The organism is Floridaenema fluviatile BLCC-F154, from assembly GCF_041929135.1.
In the GTDB taxonomy this organism is placed as follows: Bacteria; Cyanobacteriota; Cyanobacteriia; order Cyanobacteriales; family Aerosakkonemataceae; genus Floridanema; species Floridanema fluviatile.
Window position 1 is genome coordinate 1 of record NZ_JBHFNS010000026.1, and the last position, 25,013, is coordinate 25,013.

Annotated in this window: 25 protein-coding genes; 14 read left to right on the forward strand and 11 right to left on the reverse strand. The window is 39.2% G+C overall.

Annotated features, from left to right (window positions below; translation table 11 throughout):
* The first annotated feature begins 391 nt into the window (after positions 1-391).
* Together ACE1B6_RS06175 and ACE1B6_RS06180 are read left to right on the forward strand one after the other, a co-directional pair.
* A complete protein-coding gene (locus ACE1B6_RS06175) occupies positions 392-2,440 on the forward strand; it encodes an ATP-binding protein (protein WP_413256370.1) in 2,049 nt (682 codons plus the stop codon).
* A gap of 234 nt (positions 2,441-2,674) precedes the next feature.
* Complete coding sequence (locus tag ACE1B6_RS06180) at positions 2,675-4,060, forward strand: type IV pilus twitching motility protein PilT (protein ID WP_413256371.1); 1,386 nt, start codon at positions 2,675-2,677, stop codon at positions 4,058-4,060.
* 268 nt (positions 4,061-4,328) lie between these two features.
* On the opposite strand, the gene ACE1B6_RS06185 is transcribed toward ACE1B6_RS06180, so the two are convergent.
* On the reverse strand, positions 4,329-5,213 hold the full coding sequence (locus tag ACE1B6_RS06185; protein WP_413256372.1) for a carbohydrate ABC transporter permease: 885 nt from the start codon (positions 5,211-5,213) through the stop codon (positions 4,329-4,331).
* A gap of 18 nt (positions 5,214-5,231) precedes the next feature.
* On the opposite strand from ACE1B6_RS06185, the gene purN reads away from it, so the two are divergent.
* Complete coding sequence (purN, locus tag ACE1B6_RS06190; protein WP_413256373.1) at positions 5,232-5,894, forward strand: phosphoribosylglycinamide formyltransferase; 663 nt, start codon at positions 5,232-5,234, stop codon at positions 5,892-5,894.
* 161 nt (positions 5,895-6,055) lie between these two features.
* On the opposite strand, the gene ACE1B6_RS06195 is transcribed toward purN, so the two are convergent.
* The 3 genes from ACE1B6_RS06195 to ACE1B6_RS06205 are packed head-to-tail and all read right to left on the reverse strand — an operon-like array spanning position 6,056 to position 7,248.
* Positions 6,056-6,412 carry a HepT-like ribonuclease domain-containing protein gene (locus ACE1B6_RS06195; protein WP_413256374.1) on the reverse strand — a complete coding sequence of 119 codons (357 nt, stop codon included), beginning with the start codon at positions 6,410-6,412 and terminating at the stop codon, positions 6,056-6,058.
* Entirely contained in the window at positions 6,402-6,692 is a 291-nt protein-coding gene (locus ACE1B6_RS06200) for a nucleotidyltransferase family protein (RefSeq protein ID WP_459562979.1), read from the reverse strand. Before ACE1B6_RS06200 ends, ACE1B6_RS06195 begins: the two co-directional genes overlap by 11 nt.
* A 7-nt stretch (positions 6,693-6,699) precedes the next feature.
* Positions 6,700-7,248 (reverse strand): nucleoside 2-deoxyribosyltransferase, encoded by a 549-nt coding sequence (locus tag ACE1B6_RS06205; RefSeq protein ID WP_413256376.1) that lies wholly within the window; start codon positions 7,246-7,248, stop codon positions 6,700-6,702.
* Positions 7,249-7,264: 16 nt separating this feature from the next.
* On the opposite strand from ACE1B6_RS06205, the gene rbsK reads away from it, so the two are divergent.
* Complete coding sequence (gene rbsK / locus ACE1B6_RS06210) at positions 7,265-8,185, forward strand: ribokinase (RefSeq protein ID WP_413256377.1); 921 nt, start codon at positions 7,265-7,267, stop codon at positions 8,183-8,185.
* A gap of 103 nt (positions 8,186-8,288) precedes the next feature.
* Here the strand turns inward: rbsK and pyk are convergent, their stop codons facing one another.
* Complete coding sequence (gene pyk, locus ACE1B6_RS06215) at positions 8,289-9,710, reverse strand: pyruvate kinase (RefSeq protein WP_413256378.1); 1,422 nt, start codon at positions 9,708-9,710, stop codon at positions 8,289-8,291.
* A 305-nt stretch (positions 9,711-10,015) separates the two neighbouring features.
* On the opposite strand from pyk, the gene ACE1B6_RS06220 reads away from it, so the two are divergent.
* On the forward strand, positions 10,016-10,756 hold the full coding sequence (locus tag ACE1B6_RS06220; protein ID WP_413256394.1) for a phosphatase PAP2 family protein: 741 nt from the start codon (positions 10,016-10,018) through the stop codon (positions 10,754-10,756).
* Positions 10,757-10,964: 208 nt separating this feature from the next.
* Here the strand turns inward: ACE1B6_RS06220 and ACE1B6_RS06225 are convergent, their stop codons facing one another.
* Positions 10,965-11,213, reverse strand: a complete 249-nt coding sequence (locus tag ACE1B6_RS06225) for a DUF6761 family protein (protein WP_413256379.1) — start codon at positions 11,211-11,213, stop codon at positions 10,965-10,967.
* 800 nt (positions 11,214-12,013) lie between these two features.
* Here ACE1B6_RS06225 and ACE1B6_RS06230 point away from each other — a divergent pair.
* The gene (locus tag ACE1B6_RS06230) at positions 12,014-12,829 is read left to right on the forward strand and encodes a response regulator transcription factor (RefSeq protein ID WP_413256380.1); all 816 of its coding nucleotides are present in this window, start codon (positions 12,014-12,016) and stop codon (positions 12,827-12,829) included.
* A gap of 15 nt (positions 12,830-12,844) precedes the next feature.
* Here ACE1B6_RS06230 and ACE1B6_RS06235 read toward each other — a convergent pair whose 3' ends face one another.
* From ACE1B6_RS06235 to ACE1B6_RS06255, 5 genes are all read right to left on the reverse strand, one after another.
* Complete coding sequence (locus ACE1B6_RS06235) at positions 12,845-13,630, reverse strand: ABC transporter ATP-binding protein (protein ID WP_413256381.1); 786 nt, start codon at positions 13,628-13,630, stop codon at positions 12,845-12,847.
* Positions 13,584-14,162, reverse strand: coding sequence for a hypothetical protein (locus ACE1B6_RS06240; protein WP_413256382.1), 579 nt, complete (start codon positions 14,160-14,162; stop codon positions 13,584-13,586). Before ACE1B6_RS06240 ends, ACE1B6_RS06235 begins: the two co-directional genes overlap by 47 nt.
* Positions 14,163-14,405: 243 nt before the next feature.
* On the reverse strand, positions 14,406-14,675 hold the full coding sequence (locus ACE1B6_RS06245) for a hypothetical protein (protein WP_413256383.1): 270 nt from the start codon (positions 14,673-14,675) through the stop codon (positions 14,406-14,408).
* 152 nt (positions 14,676-14,827) lie between these two features.
* The gene (locus tag ACE1B6_RS06250; RefSeq protein WP_413256384.1) at positions 14,828-15,265 is read right to left on the reverse strand and encodes a DUF4079 domain-containing protein; all 438 of its coding nucleotides are present in this window, start codon (positions 15,263-15,265) and stop codon (positions 14,828-14,830) included.
* 177 nt (positions 15,266-15,442) lie between these two features.
* Positions 15,443-15,778: a DUF1830 domain-containing protein gene (locus tag ACE1B6_RS06255; protein WP_413256385.1), complete on the reverse strand. Its 336-nt coding sequence runs from the start codon at positions 15,776-15,778 to the stop codon at positions 15,443-15,445.
* A gap of 455 nt (positions 15,779-16,233) precedes the next feature.
* Between ACE1B6_RS06255 and ACE1B6_RS06260 the strand changes: the two genes are divergently transcribed.
* The 8 genes from ACE1B6_RS06260 (at position 16,234) to ACE1B6_RS06295 (ending at position 24,849) form a co-directional block, all read left to right on the forward strand.
* Complete coding sequence (locus ACE1B6_RS06260; protein ID WP_413256386.1) at positions 16,234-17,802, forward strand: photosystem II high light acclimation radical SAM protein; 1,569 nt, start codon at positions 16,234-16,236, stop codon at positions 17,800-17,802.
* Positions 17,803-17,928: 126 nt separating this feature from the next.
* Entirely contained in the window at positions 17,929-19,299 is a 1,371-nt protein-coding gene (locus ACE1B6_RS06265; protein ID WP_413256387.1) for a DICT sensory domain-containing protein, read from the forward strand.
* Between the two features lie 8 nt (positions 19,300-19,307).
* A complete protein-coding gene (locus ACE1B6_RS06270) occupies positions 19,308-20,012 on the forward strand; it encodes a pentapeptide repeat-containing protein (protein ID WP_413256388.1) in 705 nt (234 codons plus the stop codon).
* Between the two features lie 67 nt (positions 20,013-20,079).
* Positions 20,080-21,003 carry a DUF4351 domain-containing protein gene (locus ACE1B6_RS06275; protein WP_413256389.1) on the forward strand — a complete coding sequence of 308 codons (924 nt, stop codon included), beginning with the start codon at positions 20,080-20,082 and terminating at the stop codon, positions 21,001-21,003.
* 47 nt (positions 21,004-21,050) lie between these two features.
* The gene (locus ACE1B6_RS06280) at positions 21,051-21,503 is read left to right on the forward strand and encodes a hypothetical protein (RefSeq protein ID WP_413256390.1); all 453 of its coding nucleotides are present in this window, start codon (positions 21,051-21,053) and stop codon (positions 21,501-21,503) included.
* Between the two features lie 647 nt (positions 21,504-22,150).
* Complete coding sequence (locus ACE1B6_RS06285; RefSeq protein WP_413256391.1) at positions 22,151-24,241, forward strand: hypothetical protein; 2,091 nt, start codon at positions 22,151-22,153, stop codon at positions 24,239-24,241.
* 42 nt (positions 24,242-24,283) lie between these two features.
* Complete coding sequence (locus ACE1B6_RS06290) at positions 24,284-24,595, forward strand: type II toxin-antitoxin system RelE family toxin (RefSeq protein ID WP_413256392.1); 312 nt, start codon at positions 24,284-24,286, stop codon at positions 24,593-24,595.
* The gene (locus ACE1B6_RS06295; RefSeq protein ID WP_413256393.1) at positions 24,592-24,849 is read left to right on the forward strand and encodes a type II toxin-antitoxin system Phd/YefM family antitoxin; all 258 of its coding nucleotides are present in this window, start codon (positions 24,592-24,594) and stop codon (positions 24,847-24,849) included. The genes ACE1B6_RS06290 and ACE1B6_RS06295 overlap by 4 nt, the downstream gene beginning before the upstream one ends.
* Positions 24,850-25,013: the final 164 nt, after the last annotated feature.

The following is a 25,013-nucleotide window of genomic DNA, read 5'->3' on the forward strand; positions in this document are numbered from 1 at the left end:
TAATGACTTTTGGTTCATAAATTGTTTTACTAAAGTAATAATTGAGTTGGATCTCCCGATTAAAAGTCCTGCTAAGATGTTACGCATTTAAATCACTTATTAACGAGTAGGGTGCGTCAGACGGTAAAGCCTATGTAGAAAGGAAAATATCTAAATCTGACGCACCCTACAATATGACTTTTAAATGCGTAACAGCTTAGCTAGCTTTGTTTAGCTGGAACTAAGTTATAAATTTTTAGTCTTTGCCTATCTACCAAGCAAACTTATTTAGATATTCTCGGAAAAGTGGCACAAATTGAGAGTGAAATATAGGCGGCTTAAAATAACAATAATTAATAGTTTACAAAAACTCCAAACCAAAATTTTAATTTTTACCTTTGGAGCATCTTTATTGCCAATTTTGTTTTTGCTTGGAGCAGCTTGGCAATTTGTATATCAACCTTTGATTGATTTAGAAAAAACCCGACTTGACGATCAAGTGTTAGCTTTTCGTGGCTATACAGCTGCTACTGCTCAAGGATTACAAGATGTAACTAAAGGTTTTGCCTATTGGACTGATTTATATGAGGCGATTCCTCAGAAAAATTCGCCTTGGATTAAAGCTGAAGTTACGGAATCATTGATGTTATCTGCGGGTGTAGATATTGTTCAAGTGGTCAATAATAAAGGCGAAATTTTGGAGCAGAAAGGAGAAGCTTTGCGATCGCCTATTCTGCAAGAAAAAATTGCCACTATGATTGCTCAAGGAAAAATAATTCAAGAGTTAGTCACAACAGTAGATCAGCAGTTAATAATTTTAGTAGTATCCCCTGTTCTCCGTACAGATGGTACAGGAAACTCTCAAGGAACTTTAATAGTTGGTAAAACCTTAGACAAAACTTGGTTAGAGAAGTTTTTAACCTTCTCCCAACCTACTACTAAATTACAAATTATTTCTTTAAATGGTACTTTAATTATTTCTCTTGATAATCAAATTACTAATAATTCAGATACTAACTATTTGTCAATTAGGAAATTATTATCTATAGTTAAAGACCATCAGCCCCTATATCAAATCGAACAACAAACCGGAAAAAACACGATTTATGCTCTGTTACATTCTAGGGGTAAACCTGTAGCGATCGCCAAAATTCAAATCACATCTAAATACTTTCAACAAGCATTTTCAGTCCTAAATCGCCTGATTTTTACCGGACTGATATTAGCAATTATACTTTCTATTGCCGTAGCCAAGTTATTAGCCAAACAGATTGGAGAGCCAATTAACCAATTAGCCAAACGCAGCAAAACCTTAGCCACAGGTGATTTAAATACCCCGATTCCTGGTATTGGTGCTGGTGGCGAATTAGGACAACTAGCCAATGCTTATCAAGAGATGGCAGATTCTTTAAAATCACTGGTTGATAACCTAGAAAAAAGAGTAGCAGAACGCACTTTAGAATTAGATATTGCCCGTCAGACATTAGAAGAAAGAGTAGAACAAAGAACCGAAGAACTTTGGCAAAAAAATCAAGAATTGCAAACAGCATCCGAACAATTAAAACAACTAAACTCGGAATTAACAAACAAAGCTGAACAATTAACTGATGCTTTAAGCAACCTCAAAAAAGCCCAAGCTCAACTGATTCAAACAGAAAAAATGTCGAGTTTAGGGCAATTAGTTGCTGGTGTTGCTCATGAAATTAATAACCCGATTAACTTTATTCATGCCAATTTGAGTTATGTTAATACTTATAGCCAAGATTTGCTGAATCTGATTAAGCTTTATCAAGAACGTTATGAAGATCTAGAAATTCACAAATACATTGATGAAATCGAGCTTGATTTTATCATGGTTGATTTGCCGAAAATTATTTCTTCCATGCAGTCAGGGTCCGATCGCATCAGTCAAATTGTCCTAGCTTTACGCAATTTTTCGCGCTTAGATGAAGCGGAAATGAAATTAGTTAACCTGCATGACGGAATTAGTAGTACTCTGCTAATTTTACAAAATCGCCTACACTTAAACCAGGAATATCCTAAGATTAAAATAATCAAACAATATGGGTATTTACCCTTAATTGAATGTTATCCTAGACAAATTAACCAAGTATTTATGAATATTTTAGCTAACGCTATTGACGCTATTAAAGAAGGAATGGTACAACAATTAAAAGATAACCAACTCAACTTTATTCCTACTATTATTATTCAAACTCAAAAAATAGATGCTGAATGGATAAAAATTAGATTTTGGAATAATGGTCCGCTCATTCCCGCAGATGCGATCCCGAAAATATTTGACCCATTTTTTACCACAAAACCTGTAGGGAAAGGCACTGGTTTAGGGCTTTCTGCTTGTTATCAAATAATTGACAAACATGGAGGAAGAATAGAGGTTACTTCTGAAGCTGAACAGGGTACAGAATTTGCGATCTTTTTGCCAATTCAGGCTAATTAAATTATAATTATCTGCTACAACAATGGTAAGTTTTAAAATCTCTAATGACTAGGTGATTTTAGCTCAATGTCCCAGGTAAGACAATATCAAGAGATCTGATACTATTTGGCTAAATACTTTCAGGGTATAAGTTCTAACATTGGATAAGCCTAATATGTTAAACTTGCAATCTCATAATGTATCTACAACGATCGATCGCCAAAAACAAACAAAGAACCAAGCTGATTACCTGATATGTTCAAGATTCTTAAAGCCCCTACTACACCAGTTCCACCATTACAACGCTTTTTTGTCACAGGAATCGCCGATCCTATTCATGCTGGCAAATCTTTAATATTAGTGATAAACAATCAATTTAAAGTCACCACTCCAGCGATTAATAATGAAGGAAATTGGCGTTTTGATTTAGCATTACACCAACCGGGAAAGCATCAGTTAGCAATTTTATTAGACAACGATCGCGTAGAATTATCAGTTCAAGTTGGTACAGGCGTAACTGCTGAAACTGACTTAACAACTCAGGCAAATCTTCAGCCAATACCTCATAGTCAGCCAAATGCAACTTCTTTAGAAAAATTGGTGCGAGAAGCCCATGAAAAAGGATTTTCTGACGTACATTTATGTGTAGGTAAAGCCCCTCGTTTTCGCAATCGGGGAGAAATGGAAATCACCAAATATCCTGTCACTGATGAACCTACATTTATTAGTTGGCTTGAAGAAATTTTGACAGAATCAGAAATTAAACTATTTCACGAAACCTTAGATTTTGATGGTGCTGCCAGTTATGATTTTGCGAGAGTGCGAGTAAATATTTTTAAAACCCTTAAAGGTTCGGCAATGGTGTTGCGGTTAATTCCCTTAAGAATTCCCAGTATCGAACAATTAGGTTTACCAAAAGTATTTCAAGCAATTTGCCATTATCATAAAGGATTAGTATTAGTTACTGGTCCTACTGGATCGGGTAAATCTACAACTTTAGCCGCTATGGTAGATTACATTAATCGTACCATGAAGAGACATATTATTACTATTGAAGACCCGATCGAATTTGTTCACGAAGATCGCAAATCTGTAATTAGCCAGCGAGAAGTAGGCATTCATACAGTAGAATTCGATCGAGCATTAAAAGCAGCATTAAGAGAAGATCCCGACGTAATTTTAATTGGGGAAATGCGCGATCGATCCACCGTCAACACCGCCCTCAAAGCTGCACAAACCGGACATTTAGTATTTGGTACATTACATACCAACAGCGCCATTAAAACCATTGAAAGAATTTTAAATCTGTACGAACCAGACGAACAAGAGCCAATGCTGAGTCAACTTTCCGAATCCTTAGCCGCCATAGTTGCTCAATCTTTATTACGAACTACCGATGGTAAACGAGCCCCAATTCACGAAATTTTAATTAACACCGATACCGTCAAAGATTACATTAAACGCGGCGAAGTTGAAGAAACAGAATCAATCATGAAAAAAGGAAGTTATGACGGTATGTGTACCATGCTGCAATCGATTCATAACCTTTATTTAGAAGGTCGAATTACCGAAGAAACAGCAATGGAAGCCTCAGATAAACCCAATGAAATGAGAATTTTACTTAGTGGCGGAGAAATTTAAATTGGGGACTAGGGACTGTGGGAAAGTTTTGAGTTGTAGGGGCGGGTTTAAGCTGTTACGCATTTAAAAGTTATATTGTAGGGTGCGTCAGATTTAGATATTTTCCTTTCTATATCAGGCTTTACCGTCTGACGCACCCTACTCGTTAATAAGTGATTTAAATGCGTAACAGCTTAGCAAAAAATTCTGTACTCACAGCAGAAGAATTAACAACAAAACCCGCCCTGACAGAATTTTGAGTTAAAGAACTTCCCCTCTGCCCCTCTGCTTACTCTTCTCCCCAAACTCGTAATTGCAGATACACCAAAAGCATAGTTATTGCTAACAAAACAGTAGCCGCAGCTGCCGCATAACCAAAATCAAATTGAGCAAAAGCTTGGTCATAAATGTAGTAAACCAACAAATTAGTAGAGTTTAAAGGCCCACCGCCTGTAACTACATAAACTTGTTCAAAACTTCTCAAAGTAAAAATTGCAGTAGTCACAGTTGCCAACACTAAAGTAGGTCTTAAACCGGGCAAAGTAATATGCCAAAATTGCTGCCATTCGTTAGCACCATCTAATTGGGCAGCTTCATAAAGACTCAGGGAAATAGTTTGCAATCCTGCCAAAAATACTACTAAATTAAAACCTAATTGTTTCCAAATACTGAGGAGAATTATTACAGGCATTGCCCAAATAGTACTCCCCAACCAAGGAATTGGATTGACTCCAAAATGACTTAGTAAACTATTAACTGGTCCATCAGTTTGAAATAACCAGCGAAACCCTAAACCAGCTGCCACTAAACTAGTAATAGAAGGAATAAAATAAGCGGTGCGTAATAATCCTCTTAAGGCTAGCGATCGACTTAAGAACACCGCCAAACCTAAAGGAATAATTAAGCTAGGAATAACTGTGGCTACAGTAAAGTAAATAGTATTACCAATGATTTGCCAAAAATCAGAAGTGAGAATGAGACGCAAATAGTTTCGCCCCCCTACCCAACGTACACCAGCCACAGTAAAATTACCAGCAGTAAAACTGAGATAAAACAGATAGACGATCGGCCATAAGATGAAAATAGCGAGTAATATGAGTGCTGGAGTTAAAAAAATCCACGCCGCGATCGCATCATCGTCTAACCAGGATTTACCATATATTTTTAACCGCAAAATTGCCTCCCATTTCCTATGAATTTCAACAATACATCAGCTGATTCTACCCCTAGCTTAATTTCACCGTCGATTCCCAGCAGCCTATTTATTCAAGGCGAACCCCTAAAATTGGGGATTATGGCTTCTGGAAGTGGCACAAATTTTGAAGCAATTGCCCAAGCGATCGCAGACAAACAGCTAAACGCCCAAGTCCAAGTAGTAATTTATAATAATCCCAAAGCCAAAGTAGTTACTAGGGCAGAACGTTGGGGAGTTCCCCCAGTTCTGATCGATCATCGTAACTTTAAAAGCCGCGAAGATTGCGACGCAAAAATTGTCGAAACACTCCACCAATATCAAGTAGAATGGGTAGTTATGGTCGGTTGGATGCGCGTCGTTACTCCCGTAATTCTCAACGCTTTTCCCAAACGAGTATTAAACATTCATCCCAGCTTATTACCCAGTTTTAAAGGTGTCCGTGGCGTGGAACAAGCCTTAGCCGCTGGCGTACAAATTACAGGTTGTACAGTTCACATTGCTGTTCCAGAAGTCGATAGCGGCCCAATTTTAATTCAAGCCGCTGTTCCGATTCTCCCTGATGATACCCCAGAAACTTTACACGCCAGAATTCAAGTACAGGAACACAAAATTATTGTCGCTGGAATCGCCTTAGCAGCTGCCCAATCTGCTGATTTGTAATGCTAATTTAGACGGTCTTTTTTGTTGTGCGATCGCATTTCCTTCAGCTTGCCTTCTAGTTCATTACACCGAGAAATTAGAGGGCAAAAAATTTCCCCCTACTCAGCAACAGCATTCGGTGTATTAGTTAGCAACTCCACATTATCGAAACACTTGTTTATTCATTCTTCTTGACTAAATTCCCGCTGTATTAGTTCTTGAAGCAGATTAACTAGAGACGGCAGGTTATTCTGAATCGTATTCCAAATAATTCTTAAATTTACTTGAAAATATTCGTGAGCAATCACATTTCTCATATCACCCATTAACCGCCAAGGAATTTGTGGATAACGAGATTGAACTTCGCTGGGAATATTAATTGCTGCTTCACCAATCACTACAAAATCATAGAGAATTGCCTTGATAAGCATTTCATTTTGCTCAAATTCCTCAAAACTCATTCCCACAGTGCAATGCTGAATACTATGCAGGGCATTAATAATGTCTTGAATGCGGAGTTGCCAATTTCTAAAAGGCACGAATTGCTTCCTTTTTTATAGATTCTCGCAGATGTTCTCGTAAAGCATCTTTGGTTCCCAAATCCACAGAACATCCTAAAATATCTTCCAAATAATGCTGCACTGTAAACAGTTCAAACAATCCCGCTTCAATGTAAAATTCTACCAAAAAATCAACATCACTTTCTGGCGTTGCTTCATTCCGTGCCACAGAACCAAATAATTCTAGAGATTTTACCCCTAATTTTTGTAACGCTTCCCGATGGCTTGCTAATATTAGTAATACCCGATCTCGTTCCATAAGCATCTTAATTACAGACCTTAATCAGCTTTTCTGCCGCAATTTTCACTACTTCTGTAAACACATTTAATTCAGTATAATAATTTTCTGCTGCAATTTGTTCACTTCTCAACTCTCCCCCACTAACAATAATTGCCGCTTCCAACATTAAATTATCTACCATATCAAAATGTTCGATCGCCATTCCCCAACTATCCAAATCAGCCGAAATTTGCGGAATCCTTTCCCCAAACAAACGCCCATCATTAGTGTAACCAAAAACAGGCTTTCCTTGAGCCGCCATATAACCCATTTCAAAAGCCGTACCCACATCCATACTTGCCCCCCGAAACGGAGTCATATTAGCCACAATTAAATCACAACTATCCATCAATTGAATGTTACTTTTATAAATCGCAATTCCCGCCTGTTTCGGCGACAAATCAGCTAAATTTAGATTATTATCGAAAGGAAACATCCCAATAAAACCGTACCTCTGACAAATTTCCTGTTTCGCCCGAGCAGCTTTCATTGGATCGGGTAAAAAAACATCAGGCCCAGCAAGATAAATCCGCATTATCAAACTCCTAAACATGAGTATAATTGTCTTCGGCAGCATCAACATGGATCTCGTCACCCGTACTCCTCGTTTACCAGTTCCCGGCGAAACTCTCTTGGGTTACGATTTTTTTACCGCCCCAGGTGGAAAAGGTGCAAATCAAGCAGTTGGTGCCGCACTTTTAGGCAGAACTAGTTACATGATTGGGCGAGTCGGTAATGATAGTTTTGCACAAGAATTATTGACATCTTTAAAAGTTGCAGGCGTACAAACTGACTCAATTTTAATTGATGATACTACAAGTTCTGGTGTAGCAGTAATTGCCGTTGACGATCGCAGCGAAAACACCATCATCGTAATTCCCGGTGCCAATGGAAAAGTTAACCATCTAGATGTCGAAAGATTAGAAAAACTATTACCCAATACCACCGTTTTATTATTACAATTAGAAGTTCCCCTTCCGGCAATTATCGCTGCCGCCAAAGCCGCCAAAAAAGCTAAAGTAAAAGTAATTCTCGACCCCGCACCAGCACCAGAAAAATTACCTGATGAACTCTACTCTTTAACTGACTTAATTACCCCCAATGAAACCGAAGCAAGTCGCTTAGTAGGATTTAACATTACTAATCAAGAAACAATGACCAAAGCCGCAGAGTTTTTTATTAGTAAAGGTGTAGAAATTGTTGTTTTGAAATTAGGGAGTAAAGGAGTTTTTTGTGCCACTGCTAGCGAAAGTTTTTTATTCCCAGCTTTTAAAGTAAATGCAATTGATACTGTAGCCGCTGGCGATGCTTTTAATGCAGCAATGGCAGCTGCTTTTGATAGTGGTTTGTCTTTGCGGAAAGCGATCGAATGGGGCGCAGCAGCAGGCGCTTTAGCCACAACTAAAAAAGGCGCACAACCCTCATTACCAAACCAAGAAACTTTTGACACCTTCTTAGAAACAAATACTTAGAATAAACGCAGGAAAGCAGAAGAGTCAATATAAATTCATCTGCGTTCATCTGCTTTCATCTGCGTTCTAAAATCAAGAATTCGCAACTTTACCGAGCCAATTTTTACACACTAATAGTGTGAATTTTCATAAAATTAGTGCCTCCCGCACGTTGCATGGGAATTCCACCCATGACTAAAATGCGATCGCCAATAGCAGCTAATTTCCGTTGTACCAAAAAAGTTTCTGCTTGCCAAAGCGCATTTTCAAAAGTCTCCACCTCGTAATTCAATAACAAAGGAGTCACACCCCAAATTAAATTCAAACGGTGGTAAACCTTGATATTATGAGTCAAAGCAATTACAGGCGCTTTTGGACGTTCTGCTGAAGCAATTAACGCCGTGTAACCTGTACTTGTGAAAGCCACAATACAACGTAAAGGTAAAGTTTTGTCGATCGAATTTAACGCCTCACTTAAAGCATGAGTTTCATCACTTTGAGCCGCTGGATTATTTTCAAATTGCAGATCTTTTTCCACCTCATAAGCTATCCGCGCCATCATTTCTACCGCTTCCACAGGATAGCTTCCCACCGCAGACTCACCAGAAAGCATCACTGCATCCGTTCCATCCATAATCGCATTAGCAACATCACTTGCTTCAGCACGAGTCGGACGAGGATTATTAATCATGCTATCTAACATTTGAGTAGCAGTAATTACCGGAATACCTCTGACATTACACATCCGAATAATTCGCTTTTGTAAAAGCGGCACTTTTTCCGGGCTCATTTCCACACCTAAATCGCCTCTTGCTACCATCAAACCATCACATTCTTTGACGATTTCTTCTATATTGGCAACAGCTTGCGGTTTTTCAATTTTGGCAATTACAGGAATATCCACACCCTTAGCAGCTAATAACTCTTTCAAGTTGCGAACATCTTCTGCTTTACGTACAAAGCTCAAGGAAATCCAATCTACTCCTTGAGAAATTCCAAATTCTAAATCCTGCCGATCTTTCTCCGTCAGAGAAGGTAAACGTAAATTTAAGTTCGGAAAATTTACCCCTTTACGATTTTTCAGAATCCCGCCTTTAATCACTTTGCAGACTACGGTATTGCCCGAAATCTCTTTAATTTTTAGTTCCAAAAGACCGTCATCTAAAAGTACTTGTTCCCCTGGTTTAGCATCTGAGGCTAACTCAGGATAATCAATAGGTACAGTATCAAGTTGATCTTTATATTCAGAAATCGGAACAAGTGTAACTCTTTCACCTTCAATTAAGCCAATTGCGCCATTAGATAACAGACCAACCCGAATTTTTGGCCCTTGTAAATCTTGCAAAATTGTAATTGGCGTATCTAATTTTTCTGAAATAGCTCTAAGCAGAGAAACTGTCCGTGCGTGGTCTTCATAGCTACCATGAGAAAAATTTAGTCTAGCAACATTCATCCCTGCTTTTACCAGTTTCTCAATTACTTCTGGCGAGTTGCTAGCAGGGCCAAGAGTGGCAACGATTTTAGTGCGGTGAATGACTTTGGGCATAATTTGACTTTACTTTTGCAATACAAAAATTCAACTATTTCTTGTCAACTAGCAGACAATTTGGAGTTAATGTCTGTTGTTTTAACATTCATGATTTATCATCTAGAAGCATATCTTTATAACCTTAAGGCAATTTTAAGGTGAGGTAAGATTTCCCTCAATTTTCCCCTAGATTATCAAGTAAGTTTTGTAATTTTAGTTACTTTATAGTCACTAAAAGTAGCCGCTGCTAATCAATATTAGCTAAGATTGAATTTAGCACCCATTTATACCATAAAGAAGAAAATTATTAACTGTTGAGTAAGATGCTAAAAAGGTTTTTCCAGTTTATTAAACAACTTTTGCTCGCTCGTTGGCGGGGGTTACTACTGTTATTTTTAGGAGTGTATTTACCTTTACAAACTTTTATGTTGTTGGCAGTTGAAGTTAGGGATAATGCAAATGGTTTTCCTTGGGATCGACCAATTTTGCTAACAATTCATCAGACATCAAGCAGACAATTAGATCTTCTAGCGGTAAATTTGACGAAATTTGGTTCGATTAAAATAGTTTTTCCGATCGTAGTCATTATTTCCCTAATCTTATTGTTCCAGAAAAAATGGCGATCGCTCACCTTTTTACTCACCACTGGACTAGGCACCACTATCATTAATCGCACAATTAAAGAAATTATGCAACGAGTCCGTCCCCAACTTTGGCAGTCACCCGCCCCCGAATTAGATTATGCTTTTCCTAGCGGTCATGCGATGACCAGTATAACCTTAATCTCCGCTTTAATAATTTTAACTTGGGGAACTATTTGGTGTTTACCAATACTGATTTTTGGCAGTTTATTTGTTTTAGCTATTGGTTGGACTCGCTTATATTTAGGTGTACATTTTCCCAGCGATATTTTAGCAGGCTGGACAGTTTCTCTGGCTTGGGCGATCGGAGTCAGTTTACTAATTAAACCACAATTACCAAAAGCAATTACTACCTCACAGCCTAAAATCCCCTCGGAAACTTCTTTACTTCCCGAAGAACAAGAAGCGATCGATCGAGATTAACAGCCAACAAAACATAAATTTTAACTTTAAGAATCTCTTTTCAGCAATTTGGCATAATTAACTAATCATCAGAATTAATCACAGCCTCGCCCAATTTCTATTAAATATTTCAATCATTTACTCAACCACAACATCAGCTACCGACGCTTGGTTTGGGAAGTAGCGCCGCTAGCCTCCTATTACCTCTTACCACCCACCGGAAAAAAAGCTAATAATAATCAGTTTCGGGTTCAGGTTCAGGTAATTCAAAATTTGATGGGTCGTAAATGTAACGAGTAGCTTCTTCTTCTAAACGATGAATGTGATACGGCTCCAGAGCTTTACTATGACGTAAAGCGGCTAAATAGCCGTCCAAATAAAGCCGTAAACTATCAAATCTATAACCCCGATTCCACATTTCAACGAGGGAATCAGTAAGTTTCTGATAATGGCGAATAGTTTGTGTGTCCTGTAGCATAGTCTTTGGTTGAAATCTACTGGTTCCTAAATAGATTGACGAAAACGGTCAAAAATTAGTTTCTTTCTGGTTATTGATTAGGATAACTGAGATTTCCATTTTTTCCACACTATCTATAAGCAGATTATTTGGCGATAGGTGTATGGAGTAAAACAGTATCACCTGATGTCAATCATTTTTCCCAAAGCTTCCACAAATTTTTAGATCTCAGGCTTATTGTCAATTTAGTTAGCTTCCTCTGGACTTGAATCCGGCTTTAGGGTAAACCAATAATTTGTCTTTGAGTCGCAACTAATGTATAATAAACCGTTGGCATTTTAATCAGTAGAACTTAATCTTTGGGGAAAAGTTGTAGTTAAGACCACAAACTTCCTAGATTGACTAAACCAAAACTCAGATTGTTTAAGGTACAACTAGCTAGTGATTCATCGGGAGTCACTATCTATGTTTTTATTTTAACTTCATTTATCCACTGATCTCTACCTTAAGCTTTAACCTTAAGGAGGTAGTATAGTCGCAAAACTAGATGTACTGCCGCAAGTAAGTAATTGGAAAAAACAATTGAAGATATGTTAAAGATAAGGCATAAATTTTAGTAAAGATTTCATGCTGAAGGAGAATGATAAAATTCATCTCAGCTTTTGAGAATTATTCTGGTTCCAATTGCCAAGACTAATTAATTTTCTCCAATAAGCTGAAGCTGACTAGTATCGCCAGATGTATGAGTAACATTCGTTACAAAATGTGGCACCATTTCCTGCTAATTTGAAGTTCGCTAAGGCCAAGGAAGGCAAGCATCTGTGGCATCAGTTAGTGTTCAAATAGTTGAAAGTAATCCGCATCTGCGATCGCTACTTGGCTGGCACTTACAGCAAGTAGGCTATCGTGTCTATCAAGCCGCCAGCCTCTATCAGGCACGAGAAGTTTTCCAGTTACGTCAACCGACGTTAGTAATTCTCGATGCCGAACTTTCCGACGGCGATGGCTTAGAATTCTGTCGCTGGTTATTGCGTCAGCACCAACCCTACATTCTCATGCTATCCGCACGGAACACGGAAGCCGATGTGGTTGCAGGATTGAAAGCAGGCGCAGATGATTATTTAACCAAACCCTTTGGAATGCAAGAATTTCTCGCCAGAGTCGAAGCCTTGATTCGGCGAAATAGAATGAACATCCCCCCAGCTTACCTAGATTACGGCGACCTAAAAATCGACTTGGTACAGCGTCGGGTACGTTTTCAAGAAGAGTTAATCGATTTAACACCTCAAGAATTTAGCCTGTTGTACGTTTTGGCACAAGCCGGAGGACTACCACTAAGTCGTTCTGAATTATTAAACAGAGCTTGGCCGGACGCAATAGACAACCCCCGAACTATTGATACTCACGTCCTTTCCCTGCGGAAAAAACTGGAAACCGACCCCCGCCAACCAAGTATTATTCAAACTATCCGCAATGTTGGCTATCGGTTTAATCCAGAGTTTCTCAACGGTTACAATGCTGGGCTAAATAACTCCCATAATAATGGAGCACAAGAACAGCAAAACCAAAGAATCACCGAACGGGGAAACTTGTCTCAGCCTACCGCCGCTAGTCAAGCTTTACCAATTACTAAGTAAAATAGGACGAATAATTTACCATTCTTCTGCTTCTTGCTGTTCTAACTCAATAAAACTTTGGCGCAGTTGTTTCCAGTCAAGTTTTTCGGAAGCCGTAAATTCCACCAATTTTCCTTGCTGTAAATGTAAAACTTTGGTAGAAAACTCTTCTGCTAATTCTAATTGGTGATTCACCATGAAAATGGTTGTACCAAATTCTGGGGCGATTTGGGTGAGGAGTTGGATGAGGTAAGAAGCACGACCGGAATCTAATGCGGAAGTTGGCTCATCTAGGAGTAGAATTTTAGGTTGGATGGCTAGGGCTCTTGCGATCGCAACCAGTTGCCTTTGTCCCGCAGAAAGTTGGATTTCCGTGCGATTTTGCCAATCTTCAGGAATATGTAACCTCTCCATCCAGTAAATTAGCCGTTCCTTAATCTGCGCCGCTGGAAAACCTCGCAACAACAAAGGATAACTTATCGCCTCCTGTACCGTCATTCCCAACAGTTTCGCCTCCTGCAAAACCAAAGTTACCTGCTGACGCAGTTGAGTCGGCGCTATTTCCCGAATATCCTGATTTTCCAGCAAAATCTTGCCACTACTCGCCTCATTTAAGCGATTTAACAACCGTAACAGCGAAGTTTTCCCCGCACCCGATGGCCCAACTATGGCAATTCTTTCCCCAGCCAACACCTCAAAAGAGATATCCTGAAGCAAAAAACCCATCCCCACCGTCGCCGCTAAACTGACTTGGGAAACTTTTAATTGAGGAATTTCAGGAGACATTTCCAGTGGTGAAAGCTGTCCAGATTGTCCAAGCATCAGCTAAAAATAGAAGCAGCGTAAATACTAACAAGATCAAATACATCCAAGGTTGAGCCAAAGGTCGGACATCTTGGGTATCAATACCCGTCTTTGCTTCTACCAATTTGACCATTTTGGCAAATCCTACCACACGCATGGGTAATAAAAATCCTTGACCGGAATTGTTTAGGAAATAATAAACTATTCCCCCTTGTCCGGTAGTACGCATTTTTAATTCTTTAACTTCTGTCCAGGGTAAAGACCAACCTTTGCGGAAAAATTTAGGAAACCATTTTGGGTAAGTAACTTGAATTCCTTGACTATCCAAAATCACTCTTTCACTTAAAGAACCATAAACTGTAATTGCTCCGATCGCAATCCCCACCCAAAGTAAAATTGGTGGAACTGGTGCAGCTGTTACATGAGCCAAAAACGGGAGGGGAATAGTCAGTGCGATATACAAACTCAACAGGGTAAAACGGATGAGGGGAGAAATGCGAAAGACGGAAACTTCAGGAGTTTGGTTAGTTTCTGATGTTAGTTGATTCACTGGTTTTGTAGAGATGGAAAAAGTGCGATCGCTCTTCTTCTAATTTTAGCCATTTACGCCGATTGATTTGGCATAAGTATATCATGATTAACGAAAGCCGTCCTACAAGGACGGGGCTTTAAACCCATTTTTTCTGGTAATTTTTCCCACAACCAAAACTTTGGCGTTAGTTACAAACTTTTCCTGAATCCCAGGCTAAATTTTATCTTGTTAATTCAGTTACGCTTTTTGGCTCACCAGCTTTTAAGCAACAACTTTATCCCAATTTTCAATCACGCAGACTTGCACCCTAGAGTGACTAAGCAAGCGTTTGACCAGATGAAGTGGCATAGTACTGATTTTATAGTCCTGCTGTGGCACTCGGCGGAGTTGACACATTTGCTCAAAATAGCGACTAGCATCAGTTCGCTTTAAGAAGACTAAGGCGTAGTTACCTTGTCGCGATTTCTCAATGACGGGTGAACCTTCCACTCCAACTACAAAAAAACCTGATGTTACGGGAGAGTAAGACATCTTTGCACGCCTGAAAGTTTTTTCCATTCTTCTATCTCAGTATATTCACTAAAATATAGTGCATCGTAAATATATCTACAGATATATATCGATAGCTGTCTCCGCATATACACTTACGTATTTTTTCTGGGATTAGCCTTCGCCTTCTCGCACTAGGGTAAATATTTTTGCACAACGCTCCAGCCAGTTAGGGAAACTAAGAGGAATCCCAGTAATAATACTATGTTAGTTCCTATGTGAAGATATCTTACCCAAGGTCTGCGGGGGCTAATTTGGGTAGCACTCCCCGCTGAAAGTAAAACTAAGGCTACGACTGCTAAACCAATTGGTAAGTGTGGCGAATGACCTAAACTGCCGTAGTGACCTAAAGTGCCGATAATGCCGATCGCTAATAATAGTAATACCAAAGCGACCATTACACTACCAATCAGATAATGTAATGGTCGCAGCCAACTAGGGCGCTGTTGCTGGAATAAACGAGTATAAGACATCCAAATACCGCTCATTCCTAGCAAAAAATAAGCCGCTAAAGACAAGCCCATTGACCAAGCAGCGATTTTCCACAACCAAATAAAATCAGGTAAATTCAAGGTAAAACACCAAAATTCAGCACATTAGGAAAGATTTATCCTTCAGTATTTTTACATACTGAAGAGCTTGTTTAACATTCCCACTATTAATTATGGCGGCTACCTTGATTAACTAAAGTGTTATCGAAAAGAGAATTTTATTTAGAGTTAGGTAAAGCACAAGAATTTAAAACACTATTACCTCTGAAGTTCTACTAATTCCTTATCAGTATTAGTTTCTACCATTTCTGGATCTTCATCTTCAGTTGAATTGAGTTCCATATCGATACGGAGAGTTATACAAGGTATTTTATCTGACAAAATGGCGCTAGCCATCATCCCCGTATGAACTTCTAGTAAACCTTGTGGCATAGATTCAAATACTAGTCTTTGTCCGGGAAAAACCACTCTTTCAAAGTGCCAATTAGGAATATTGCTAATCCGTACAACCTGTATTTTGCTGGTTGCATTTACATAGCAACAAACAATACCATTTTGGTAATCGGGCGGTAGGGGATCAAGAATCTGAGCCATATTTATTGCGGAGACTGGTTACAAAATGGGTTACATTACTGAGGTTAACACTTGCGATCCCAGGAATTTGTAAACGCGACTACCAACCCCATTAATTCTGCCAGTTTTTACATGAAAATTTTCTGCAAATCTATCTCTGGTCTAATCATACAAATCTTGTTTTGGTAATTGTATTAATTATTGCTATTTGGATTACTGATTATTAATCTTAATTGCTAGGATAAGCTGGTATTATAACACGGTAACTTCCATGAGTGAGAAATCATGTAGCAAAATTGGCTGTTTGGGGAGTCAGGGAAGTAAAAATCTCCGATCGATCGCTAAATTATGAGTGGGAGCAGTGCTATCGTAAAGTTATGTGAAAATATAAATATTTATAATAGAATCGCCCAAAACCCCTGTGCAAGCTTGCTCAGGACAGCCAGAGAAGTCTTTAATTGAGAGAGAGTCGCAGGATGGAAACTCGCATACTTTATGTTCGTCTTCCTTGTAATCCCATTTTTCCCATTGGGGTTGTCTACTTGGCGGATCATGTGCAAAAGTTGTTTCCAGCAGTGGAACAGCGGATATTCGATCTGGGAACAGTACCACCAATAGATTTTGATTCAGCGTTGGATGCTTGTGTCGATGAATTTCAGCCGAACTTGCTGGTATTCTCTTGGCGCGACATTCAAATTTATGCGCCAGTGGGAGGTAGAGGGGGGAACCCTTTACAAAACGCCTTTGAGTTTTACTATGGGAAAAATCCCCTAGTAAGATTACGGGGGGCGCTGGGCGGTCTCCGTGTAACTACGGCTTATTACAATGAACTGTGGCGCAACTTGGGTTTAATTAAGCGGGGATTGAACCGGGCGCAGAGGTATAATGCGAATGCCCGATCGATCGTTGGTGGTGGTGCAGTCAGTGTATTTTACGAACAGTTAGGGAAAAGCTTACCTAAAGGAACGATCGTTTCTGTAGGAGAAGGAGAAGCACTGTTAGAAAAACTATTGCGCCAACAAGATATTAGCGGGGAAAAATGTTATGTAGTGGGAGAAAGTGCGCCACGAGAAAGACTAATTCACGAACCACCCGCTAACATAGAAAAAACCGCTTGCAATTACGATTACATCGAAAAAATTTGGCCGGAGTTTCAATATTATCTCCAAGATCGAGACTTTTACATTGGCGTACAAACCAAGCGAGGTTGTCCCCACAATTGTTGCTACTGCGTTTATACAGTAATCGAAGGTAAACAAGTCCGCATTAACCCAGCGGATGAAGTAGTAGCAGAAATGCGTCAATTGTACGATCGAGGAATTCGCAATTTCTGGTTTACCGATGCTCAGTTTATCCCCGCCCGGAAATTCATCGACGATGCCATTGAATTATTACAAAAAATCGTCGATTCTGGCATGAAAGATATACATTGGGCAGCATACATCAGAGCCGACAATTTAACACCCAAATTGTGCGACTTGATGGTAAAAACCGGAATGAACTACTTTGAAATTGGCATTACCAGTGGTTCCCAAGAACTAGTGCGAAAAATGCGAATGGGCTATAATCTTCGCACAGTCTTACAAAACTGCCGAGACTTAAAAGCCGCTGGATTTAATGACCTAGTTTCGGTAAACTATTCCTTTAACGTCATTGACGAAACCCCAGAAACCATTCGCCAAACCATAGCTTACCATCGGGAACTAGAGCGAATTTTTGGCGAAGAAAAAGTTGAACCTGCCATATTTTTCATTGGGTTACAACCCCACACTCACTTAGAAGAATATGCCTTCAAAAATGATATCCTCAAACCAGGATACGATCCCATGAGTTTAATGCCTTGGACAGCGAAAAAACTCCTGTGGAATCCCGAACCACTCGGTTCTTTCTTTGGCGAAGTTTGCTTACAAGCATGGCGACAAAACCCCGATGATTTTGGGCGCGAAGTCATGCGAATTTTAGAACAAAAACTTGGTTGCGCCGACTTAGAACAAGCACTGAAAGCACCAATAGAACGCACCGAAAAACAACTAGCCAAAGTTTAATAAAATCAAGTAAGGTGGGAATTATCCCACTTTTACTTTCAAAATTACCTTTTTAATCTCCTTCGCGTCTTTGCGGTTCAAAAAAACTCTGTGTCCTCTGCGCCTCTGCGGTTCAAATAAAAAACCATGCTACAAGGCTCAATTCTGCAAAAACTAGCCGATGCCCACAAATCCAGCGCCAGACCACTGCGGTTTGGAGTCTACTATAAAAACACGCTGGTTTCCCTCTGCCATGCCCTAGAAGACAGCATTTTAACCTCGAACACCTCCCCCCTCATGATCGCCGCTTTTCAAAGGGGAAAATGGTATCTTCAGGAAGCAGACAGATATGGTGATATTGCCAAAAAATCGCAGCAAATAGTGATTATGGCATCGCCCGACTCTGGTTTTGCAGAACATCCCACCAGCCAGATGTCGAATGTAGCATTGGTGAGTTTGGAAGCGATCGATCCCGTCGCCCAAGAATGGCATTTAATCATCTTATCGCCCAGCTACACAGCGATGGTACTTTGTCAAGAATTAACGCCACAAGATTATGGCGCAAAGGGAGTACCGGAGGAAGATCGAGAACGGAAATTTTATGGGTTTTGGACATTTGAACCGGGGTTAGTGTTAGAAACGGTGGAATTGGCGATCGAACAAATTGCTAAATACAACCCAGAATTAGAGCAGAAATTAACCGCCCAAGTTCAAGAAATTACTGCCCAAGCTGCTAACGCCGAGCAAGATAATTTAGGAGAAATTGTTTCTCGCGTCGTTGATTACTTGCAACATAGCCAAAAAGATTTAATCACCGAACAATTACAAGCTGCTCATCATGAAGAACTAGATATAAACTTAGTTTCCAACGAATTGCAAGCCTTTGTGAGAATGGCGCAATTAATGGAATTAGCTAATACTGGAAATCCAATGGCGACAGCAGAAATCGCTGCTTTAGCCGAAGTCATGGGGCAACTTTTAGACCTCCCAGCGTGGCAAATCAAACGGTTAAGATTAGCTGGATTATTGCATGGTTTAGTACCTTTGGGAGTAACAACAGTTACAGGTTTAGAGGAAGCGCCTTGTTGTCCTTTAGAACCGAATGTCCAAGCTTTACGAAAGATGCCAAGGTTGCAGGCGATCGCTCACATATTAACCCATCAAACCGAATGGTGGAACGGCAAAGGTTATCCTGGTGGTTTCGCCTACGATACCATACCTCTAGAATCAAGAATTTTAGGATTAGTAACCAACTTTGAACAACGAGTAAATCAACTCTTAAAAGAAAAAGAAAACTTGACTAAAGAAGAGGCTTTAAGCAAAGCGTTAGGAGAATTTCAAGCCCAAGCTAACGAACGTTGGGACCCGAAGCTAGTAGAAACTTTAGGTTTATTAGTCATGGGTCTACAACAGGGATTAGATTTACCAATTATTCCACCAAAAGTAACAACTGGAATGTGGTTACTCGATCCAGAATTAGCAGATGAAGTAAAAACTTTTTTAGAAACAAACAGTTAATTAAGCTCATGGATATTGCAGCCATTCGCGCCGGAAAAGTTAAACAATTGCCAGGGGCAGACTTAGAAGAAGAAGACCTCTCTGGCAGCAATTTAAGAGGAGTGAATCTCGCTGGTGCTAACTTAGTTGGCGCTAATTTAAGTGGTGCTAAATTAGAAGGCGCAAAATTAGAAGGCGCAAACTTATTAAGTGCCCAATTAATAGCAGCAGATGTCAGAGCAACTTTGTTAGGTGCTAACTTAATGCAAGCAGATTTAACTAGTGCTGACTTGCGAGGAAGTAACCTCAGAGGCGCAAATTTAATGGGAGCAAAATTAACCCAAGCGTCTTTTGCTGGAGCTTTTTTAAGCGGTGCAAATTTGATGAGTGTGAATTTAAAAGGGGTAGATTTACGCGCCGCCGACTTGCGAGGTGCTAATCTCAGTGGTGCTAATTTACATGGTGCAAATTTGAGCCAAGCAGACTTACAAGGAGCAAATTTAAGTAATGCCAATTTGGAAGAAGCAGACTTAAGAGGCGCGAATTTAACCGGAGCGAATTTAACCGGAGCAAATTTACTTTGTGCTGAATTAGAAGATGCTAATTTGCACGCAGTTAGTTTAGTGGGAGTTTGCTTAGTTGGTACTTCTTTAGAAGCAGTAACACCACCACCGCAGGAAGTAAAAATACCTTTGAAAATAGCAGAAGTTGAGCGTAGTAAAATTGAAGAGTAGAGTTTGAGATTCCCTGAGATCCCCGACTTCTTGAAGAAGTCGGGGATCTGAAGATAAAGGAACTACAATGACCAAATTCGTCTACGATCAATTTGCTAAACAATACTTAGAAGAACTTCTCTCACCGTTAGGATCAGTAAAAATCAGTCGAGATGTGACTGCGGAAGTTCGAGAAATTGATGTTTTATTTGTGCCTCAAAATCAGAATGAGATTGTAATTAAAACATTAGGAATTTTGGGAAAAATAGCGGCAACTACTGCTATAATTGAACCGTATCGGAACCCGGTTAGTAGTGATAATATTTGCAGTTGTATCGGCAAACTTTTCGATTTTAATGCCGAATCAAACCGACTTTCTAACCGAGAAGAGAAACAGCTTGTCTCAGGCGATCGCCCCCGGCTTTGGATTTTATCACCCACCCTCTCTAAACCCATTTTGGACAGTTTTGGTGCTAATTTAGAATTGGAAAACTTTGGTGAGGGGGTTTATTTTCTCCCGCCAGCGTTCCGAACTGCGATCGTAGTTATCCACCAACTACCTAACACCCCGGAAACTCTCTGGCTGCGACTGTTGGGAAAAGGTAATGTGCAAAAAGGTGCGATCGCTCAATTCAACTCTCTACCCAACGCAACTCCATTTAAAGATAGCGTACTCGAACTTTTATCGAATTTATTCGCCATTTTAGAAGCTCGTCAAGATTTAGATTCAGAAGATCGGGAGTTAATTATGCAATTATCGCCATTGTATCTAGAAAGAATTCAAGATGCGAACCAGCAAGGAATTGAGCAAGGAATTGAGCGAGGAATTCAGAGAGAAGCTGTTTCCTTTGTGATGCGATTGTTGAGTCGTCGATTTGGATCGATCGCACCCAATATAGAAGAACAAATCCGCAGTTTACCCGTGAATCAGCTAGAAGATTTGGGAGAAGCAATCCTCGATTTCCAGAGTGAAACAGATTTAACTAGTTGGCTTGAGGAAGTTAACAGTTAAAGCCATTTTCTGCGATTTGAAGATAGCAAAAGTTGAGCATAGTAAAGATGAGCGAATCAAATACTCTGAATATTGAACTACCAAAAGAAGATAGCGATCGCCTAACCCAAGAAGCAAAACGCCGTCAGATCGATCGCGCTACCCTAGCCCAGATTTTACTACAAAAAAGTCTGGTTAACCTCGATATTGAATCCTTAGAAAACTTATATAATTTGCGCCAAAAAACCGAAGTTTTAGACTTTCTGGAAAAACACCCTTTCCTAATTCCCTTGTTGCTAGAAGCACACCCCCAGATTCGCCAACATTTTCCCGATTCACCGCTTTTTCTAGAATACGTTCCCGATCCAGAAATTGATGACCCCCATTTAGTTGTTTACATTGCTACCAACTTAGAAACAGAAGCAGCATTGGATAGGATGGATTTATTAGATGATTGGTGGGTAGAAGTGCCAAATAGAGGTAAAGGAAAGATGTTTTTTAACTTAGATAGTTTAGAATAAAATTGAGCAAGCTTTAGGTTTAGCTAGACAAATAATTTCTGGAATAAGTAATTTATAATAATTTCAATACTTACTCTACAAGTGTAAATTTCCCTTTCAGAAACTAAGGAAAAAACACGAAAAATTTTAATCCCCTTCAGATTACATTATTAAAAATAGCTAACTTAATCTACCCTAAGCTACCTTAGCTTGCAAAGTTAAAAAATTTCCGAAAGATCCGTGTTTATTCGTATTCACAGTTGGCGATCGAGAGATATACTATTAGCAATAAGGGTAATTCAGTATCAGCAAGCTTCAGATTTCTGAAGATATAAGTCATGGATAAACTACATATTTCTTTGCTAAAACGTCGCCATTTCCTTAGTTATATTGCGTTGGGAACTATCAGTTTGCTCACAAAAGACTTACTTGCTCCAGGTAGTGCGATCGCCGCTACCCAGGAATCATCCAACAGTAACTCTATATTAGAAAAGTATCATATTTTTGTTCCTTATGTAACAGCCAGAACCGGAGGAAAGCAAACAGTCAATCTTCGCTCAGGAAATAGTTGCCAAGTAGAAATTCCCTCCCGAACTTTAGATAATCAAGAAATTACTATTAAAGGCATTGGTGAAGATGGTAATGATATTATTGTAGTTCTTCATACCTTGTACGATCGAGAATCTAGAATAGCTGACCAAGTTTATCAAGAAATCGACAAAAATACCGAATTTATCGAAGAAGCAAGCAAAGCTAAATGTAAATCCATTTACGAACAAGTTGAGAATGGAGAGTACCTTGACGATCAGAGTACCTTGGCTCTTCTAGATTATGTTATTTACACCTCAAAACTAGATAACAAAATTAAAGAACGTTACCACATTGCTAGCACTAATTCCCGTCTTCTCGGAATTGAGCAAACCATTGAAGCAGCATTATCTAAATCTAATTTGACTGAGGCAGAGAAGAAACAAATCAGAGGAACTTACGCATACGTCCGCGCTGGCGAACCAGTTCCTAACTTTAAAGCACTGACAGATATTGATTCTATTGTTACCAACTCAGCACTGCCATTAGAAATTAAACAAGCTTACTTTTTAGCTAGTACCCAATCAAGAGCATTAACGGTTGATTTCATTATTGTAAAACTGATTAATCAAAGCCCATATCTCAGTAATGAAAAAAGAGAAATTTACCGAACACTTTATCAAAAAGTACGCGAAGGTAAGAAAGTAGATGATGAAGTAAATTTAAAGTCGCTAGACGCATTTATAGACAAAGCTGAAATTCCCGAAAATGCTAAAGCTGTTTACCTAATAGCAAAGGAGCAGAAATTAGGTACTAAAGAGCAGAATTTAAGTAATAAAGAAATTTCATCTCAAGTAGCCAATGATTTTTTACAAGATGCTAAATCACAGTTGAATGCTGCTAGCAATGGAGCCAAAATTGTTCCACTAGCTAATAAAGTATTGAGTACATGGGGAGTCCAAACAGCAACAGGTGTTAGTATTAGCAGTTTGTCTGGAGCAGCAGCTACAAATGCGACTTTAGCCTTTTTGGGTGGTGGTTCTGTTGCCGCAGGTGGTTTAGGAATGCTGGGTGGATTAGCAGTAGTAACAGGAGGAGCCGCACTGATTGGAGCCGCAGGATTGCTATCTATTGCATTAGTTTCGGAAATGGGCAGTGAAGATCGAAAAAATCTGGGAATTGCAATTGGTACAGGAACAATAGCTGGTGCTGTCTCTATTTTAGCTGCTTGGACTGCCGCTAGTGCTTTGGGAGCAGCGGGTACATTATCTGGTGCTGCTGCTATTACTGCCATCATCTCTGCTCTTGGTGGACTGAGTGTAATCACAGGCGGTGCCACTCTCATAGCATCAGTTATAGCATGGGCAATTTGGTCATTTTTGAAAGGGAAAAAGCAACGAGATACGTCTGTGTTGCATAACTTTGAAGCCCGATCATATACTTTAACTGAAGATCCACTCCCAGGAACTTTGGGAGCATTTTTCAAAAATAAAGTATGTCAAAAATACAATTTTGAAAAGCAATTTTGTGAGGAAGGTCTTTCTAAAAATGGCTTTTCTGCTCCTAATATTCCCTTAGATAAACTGTCCAAGGCTCTATCTAAATTGGTAACACTTCATCCCAGCGAAAAAGTAATCGCTTTGATTGAAATCAATCTTTGGAATAGTGGAAAAAAGAGAATTATTTTTACCCAAAAAAGAGCTATTTGGAAAGAAACATGGTCAGAAAGTTTTTCAAAAAATTACAAAGATTTAGCAAGAGTTGTCAAGAGGGAAACAGAGTTAATATCACTGCTATCTGAGGAATATCAGAGAAAAGAATTATCTAAGTTGAAAAAAGTAGTGTATATCTTATCTGATGATTATGCCAATGATATTCACAAGATGCAAGAGTTAGTAAGTCTTGCTGATAATAACCAGAGTTTGTCAGACTTTGTATCTAATCAGAATAAAAATAAAATTTCTGATTTAAAAATAATAGTGGATACCTTATCAGACTCACAAAAATATCATAATTGGTCTCATTTAAAAAATGTGATGGATATCTTAAATAGGGAAAACGATTTAAGAATAATTTTACCTTCACCATTAGCGTCACAACTATCTGACGTGCAATATAGGGATGATTTGCTTGAGTTGGAAAAGTTAGTAAATATGTTATCTTCAGAATATGATAAGGCTCAGTTGACTAACTTGCTCCGAGAAATTGGTCAAAAATATAGCTACGTTTAACAAAAGAAGATAGCGAAGTTACTCAGAACTTGCGAAGCTATTGTGAGATACGAAATTATTTTTTCACCACAAGCGGAAGAAGATATTGCTACTCTCAAAGCAAGCGATCGCGCTAAAGCCTTCGATGCAATTGAAACATACCTCAGATACGAACCAGAAAAAATAAGTAAAAGCCGGATCAAGCGTCTTCGAGAAATGGAAAGACCTCAATACAGACTGCGGATTGATGACCTGCGAGTATTTTACGATGTAAGCTACACTGATGAGAGAGTTGGAACTGTAGAAGTTCTTTGTATTAGAGAGAAATCTGAGGCGATGGAATGGTTAGGAGAATATGGTAGGAGAGAAGAATGAAACAAGTACCGATCGAAGAAATCAAAAATGACCTATCTGGCTACCTGGAAATAGCGGAAAAAGAAAGAATTGTGATTACTCGCGATGGAAAACCTGTGGGAATTTTGATTGGTTTAGAAGATACCGAAGACTGGTGGGAAGAGTTATTATTACGAGATCCACGTTTTGAAGCAGAAGTCGCACAAGCGCGTCAGAGTTTGAGAGAATGTAAAGGTATTAGTATTGAGGAAATGAGAGCAAAGTACAAGGTTTAAGCATTAAATCTTATCTTTCCCAATCCGTTCTGCAAAACCTACTCAAATCTACCTAAGTAGACTGATGTTTGCTTCCTGCTTCGTAGAATCCTTAATAGCAGCGCCATTAAGTTGATTAGATTCTCCACAGGCTAACCCCGTCGAACTGACGGTTAAAGGATAAT

Excerpts from the sequence above, each read along its gene's own strand:
- ACE1B6_RS06225 (WP_413256379.1), bottom strand. The coding sequence starts at position 11,213 with ATGCTACAGGACACACAAACTATTCGCCATTATCAGAAACTTACTGAT.
- ACE1B6_RS06280 (WP_413256390.1), top strand. The coding sequence starts at position 21,051 with ATGAGCGAATCAAATACTCTGAATATTGAACTACCAAAAGAAGATAGC.
- ACE1B6_RS06235 (WP_413256381.1), bottom strand. The coding sequence starts at position 13,630 with ATGCTTGGACAATCTGGACAGCTTTCACCACTGGAAATGTCTCCTGAA.
- ACE1B6_RS06275 (WP_413256389.1), top strand. The coding sequence starts at position 20,080 with ATGACCAAATTCGTCTACGATCAATTTGCTAAACAATACTTAGAAGAA.
- purN (WP_413256373.1), top strand. The coding sequence starts at position 5,232 with ATGAATTTCAACAATACATCAGCTGATTCTACCCCTAGCTTAATTTCA.
- ACE1B6_RS06245 (WP_413256383.1), bottom strand. The coding sequence starts at position 14,675 with ATGTCTTACTCTCCCGTAACATCAGGTTTTTTTGTAGTTGGAGTGGAA.
- ACE1B6_RS06265 (WP_413256387.1), top strand. The coding sequence starts at position 17,929 with ATGCTACAAGGCTCAATTCTGCAAAAACTAGCCGATGCCCACAAATCC.
- ACE1B6_RS06255 (WP_413256385.1), bottom strand. The coding sequence starts at position 15,778 with ATGGCTCAGATTCTTGATCCCCTACCGCCCGATTACCAAAATGGTATT.
- ACE1B6_RS06220 (WP_413256394.1), top strand. The coding sequence starts at position 10,016 with ATGCTAAAAAGGTTTTTCCAGTTTATTAAACAACTTTTGCTCGCTCGT.
- rbsK (WP_413256377.1), top strand. The coding sequence starts at position 7,265 with ATGAGTATAATTGTCTTCGGCAGCATCAACATGGATCTCGTCACCCGT.
- ACE1B6_RS06205 (WP_413256376.1), bottom strand. The coding sequence starts at position 7,248 with ATGCGGATTTATCTTGCTGGGCCTGATGTTTTTTTACCCGATCCAATG.
- ACE1B6_RS06180 (WP_413256371.1), top strand. The coding sequence starts at position 2,675 with ATGTTCAAGATTCTTAAAGCCCCTACTACACCAGTTCCACCATTACAA.
- ACE1B6_RS06270 (WP_413256388.1), top strand. The coding sequence starts at position 19,308 with ATGGATATTGCAGCCATTCGCGCCGGAAAAGTTAAACAATTGCCAGGG.
- pyk (WP_413256378.1), bottom strand. The coding sequence starts at position 9,710 with ATGCCCAAAGTCATTCACCGCACTAAAATCGTTGCCACTCTTGGCCCT.
- ACE1B6_RS06200 (WP_459562979.1), bottom strand. The coding sequence starts at position 6,692 with ATGGAACGAGATCGGGTATTACTAATATTAGCAAGCCATCGGGAAGCG.
- ACE1B6_RS06295 (WP_413256393.1), top strand. The coding sequence starts at position 24,592 with ATGAAACAAGTACCGATCGAAGAAATCAAAAATGACCTATCTGGCTAC.
- ACE1B6_RS06260 (WP_413256386.1), top strand. The coding sequence starts at position 16,234 with ATGGAAACTCGCATACTTTATGTTCGTCTTCCTTGTAATCCCATTTTT.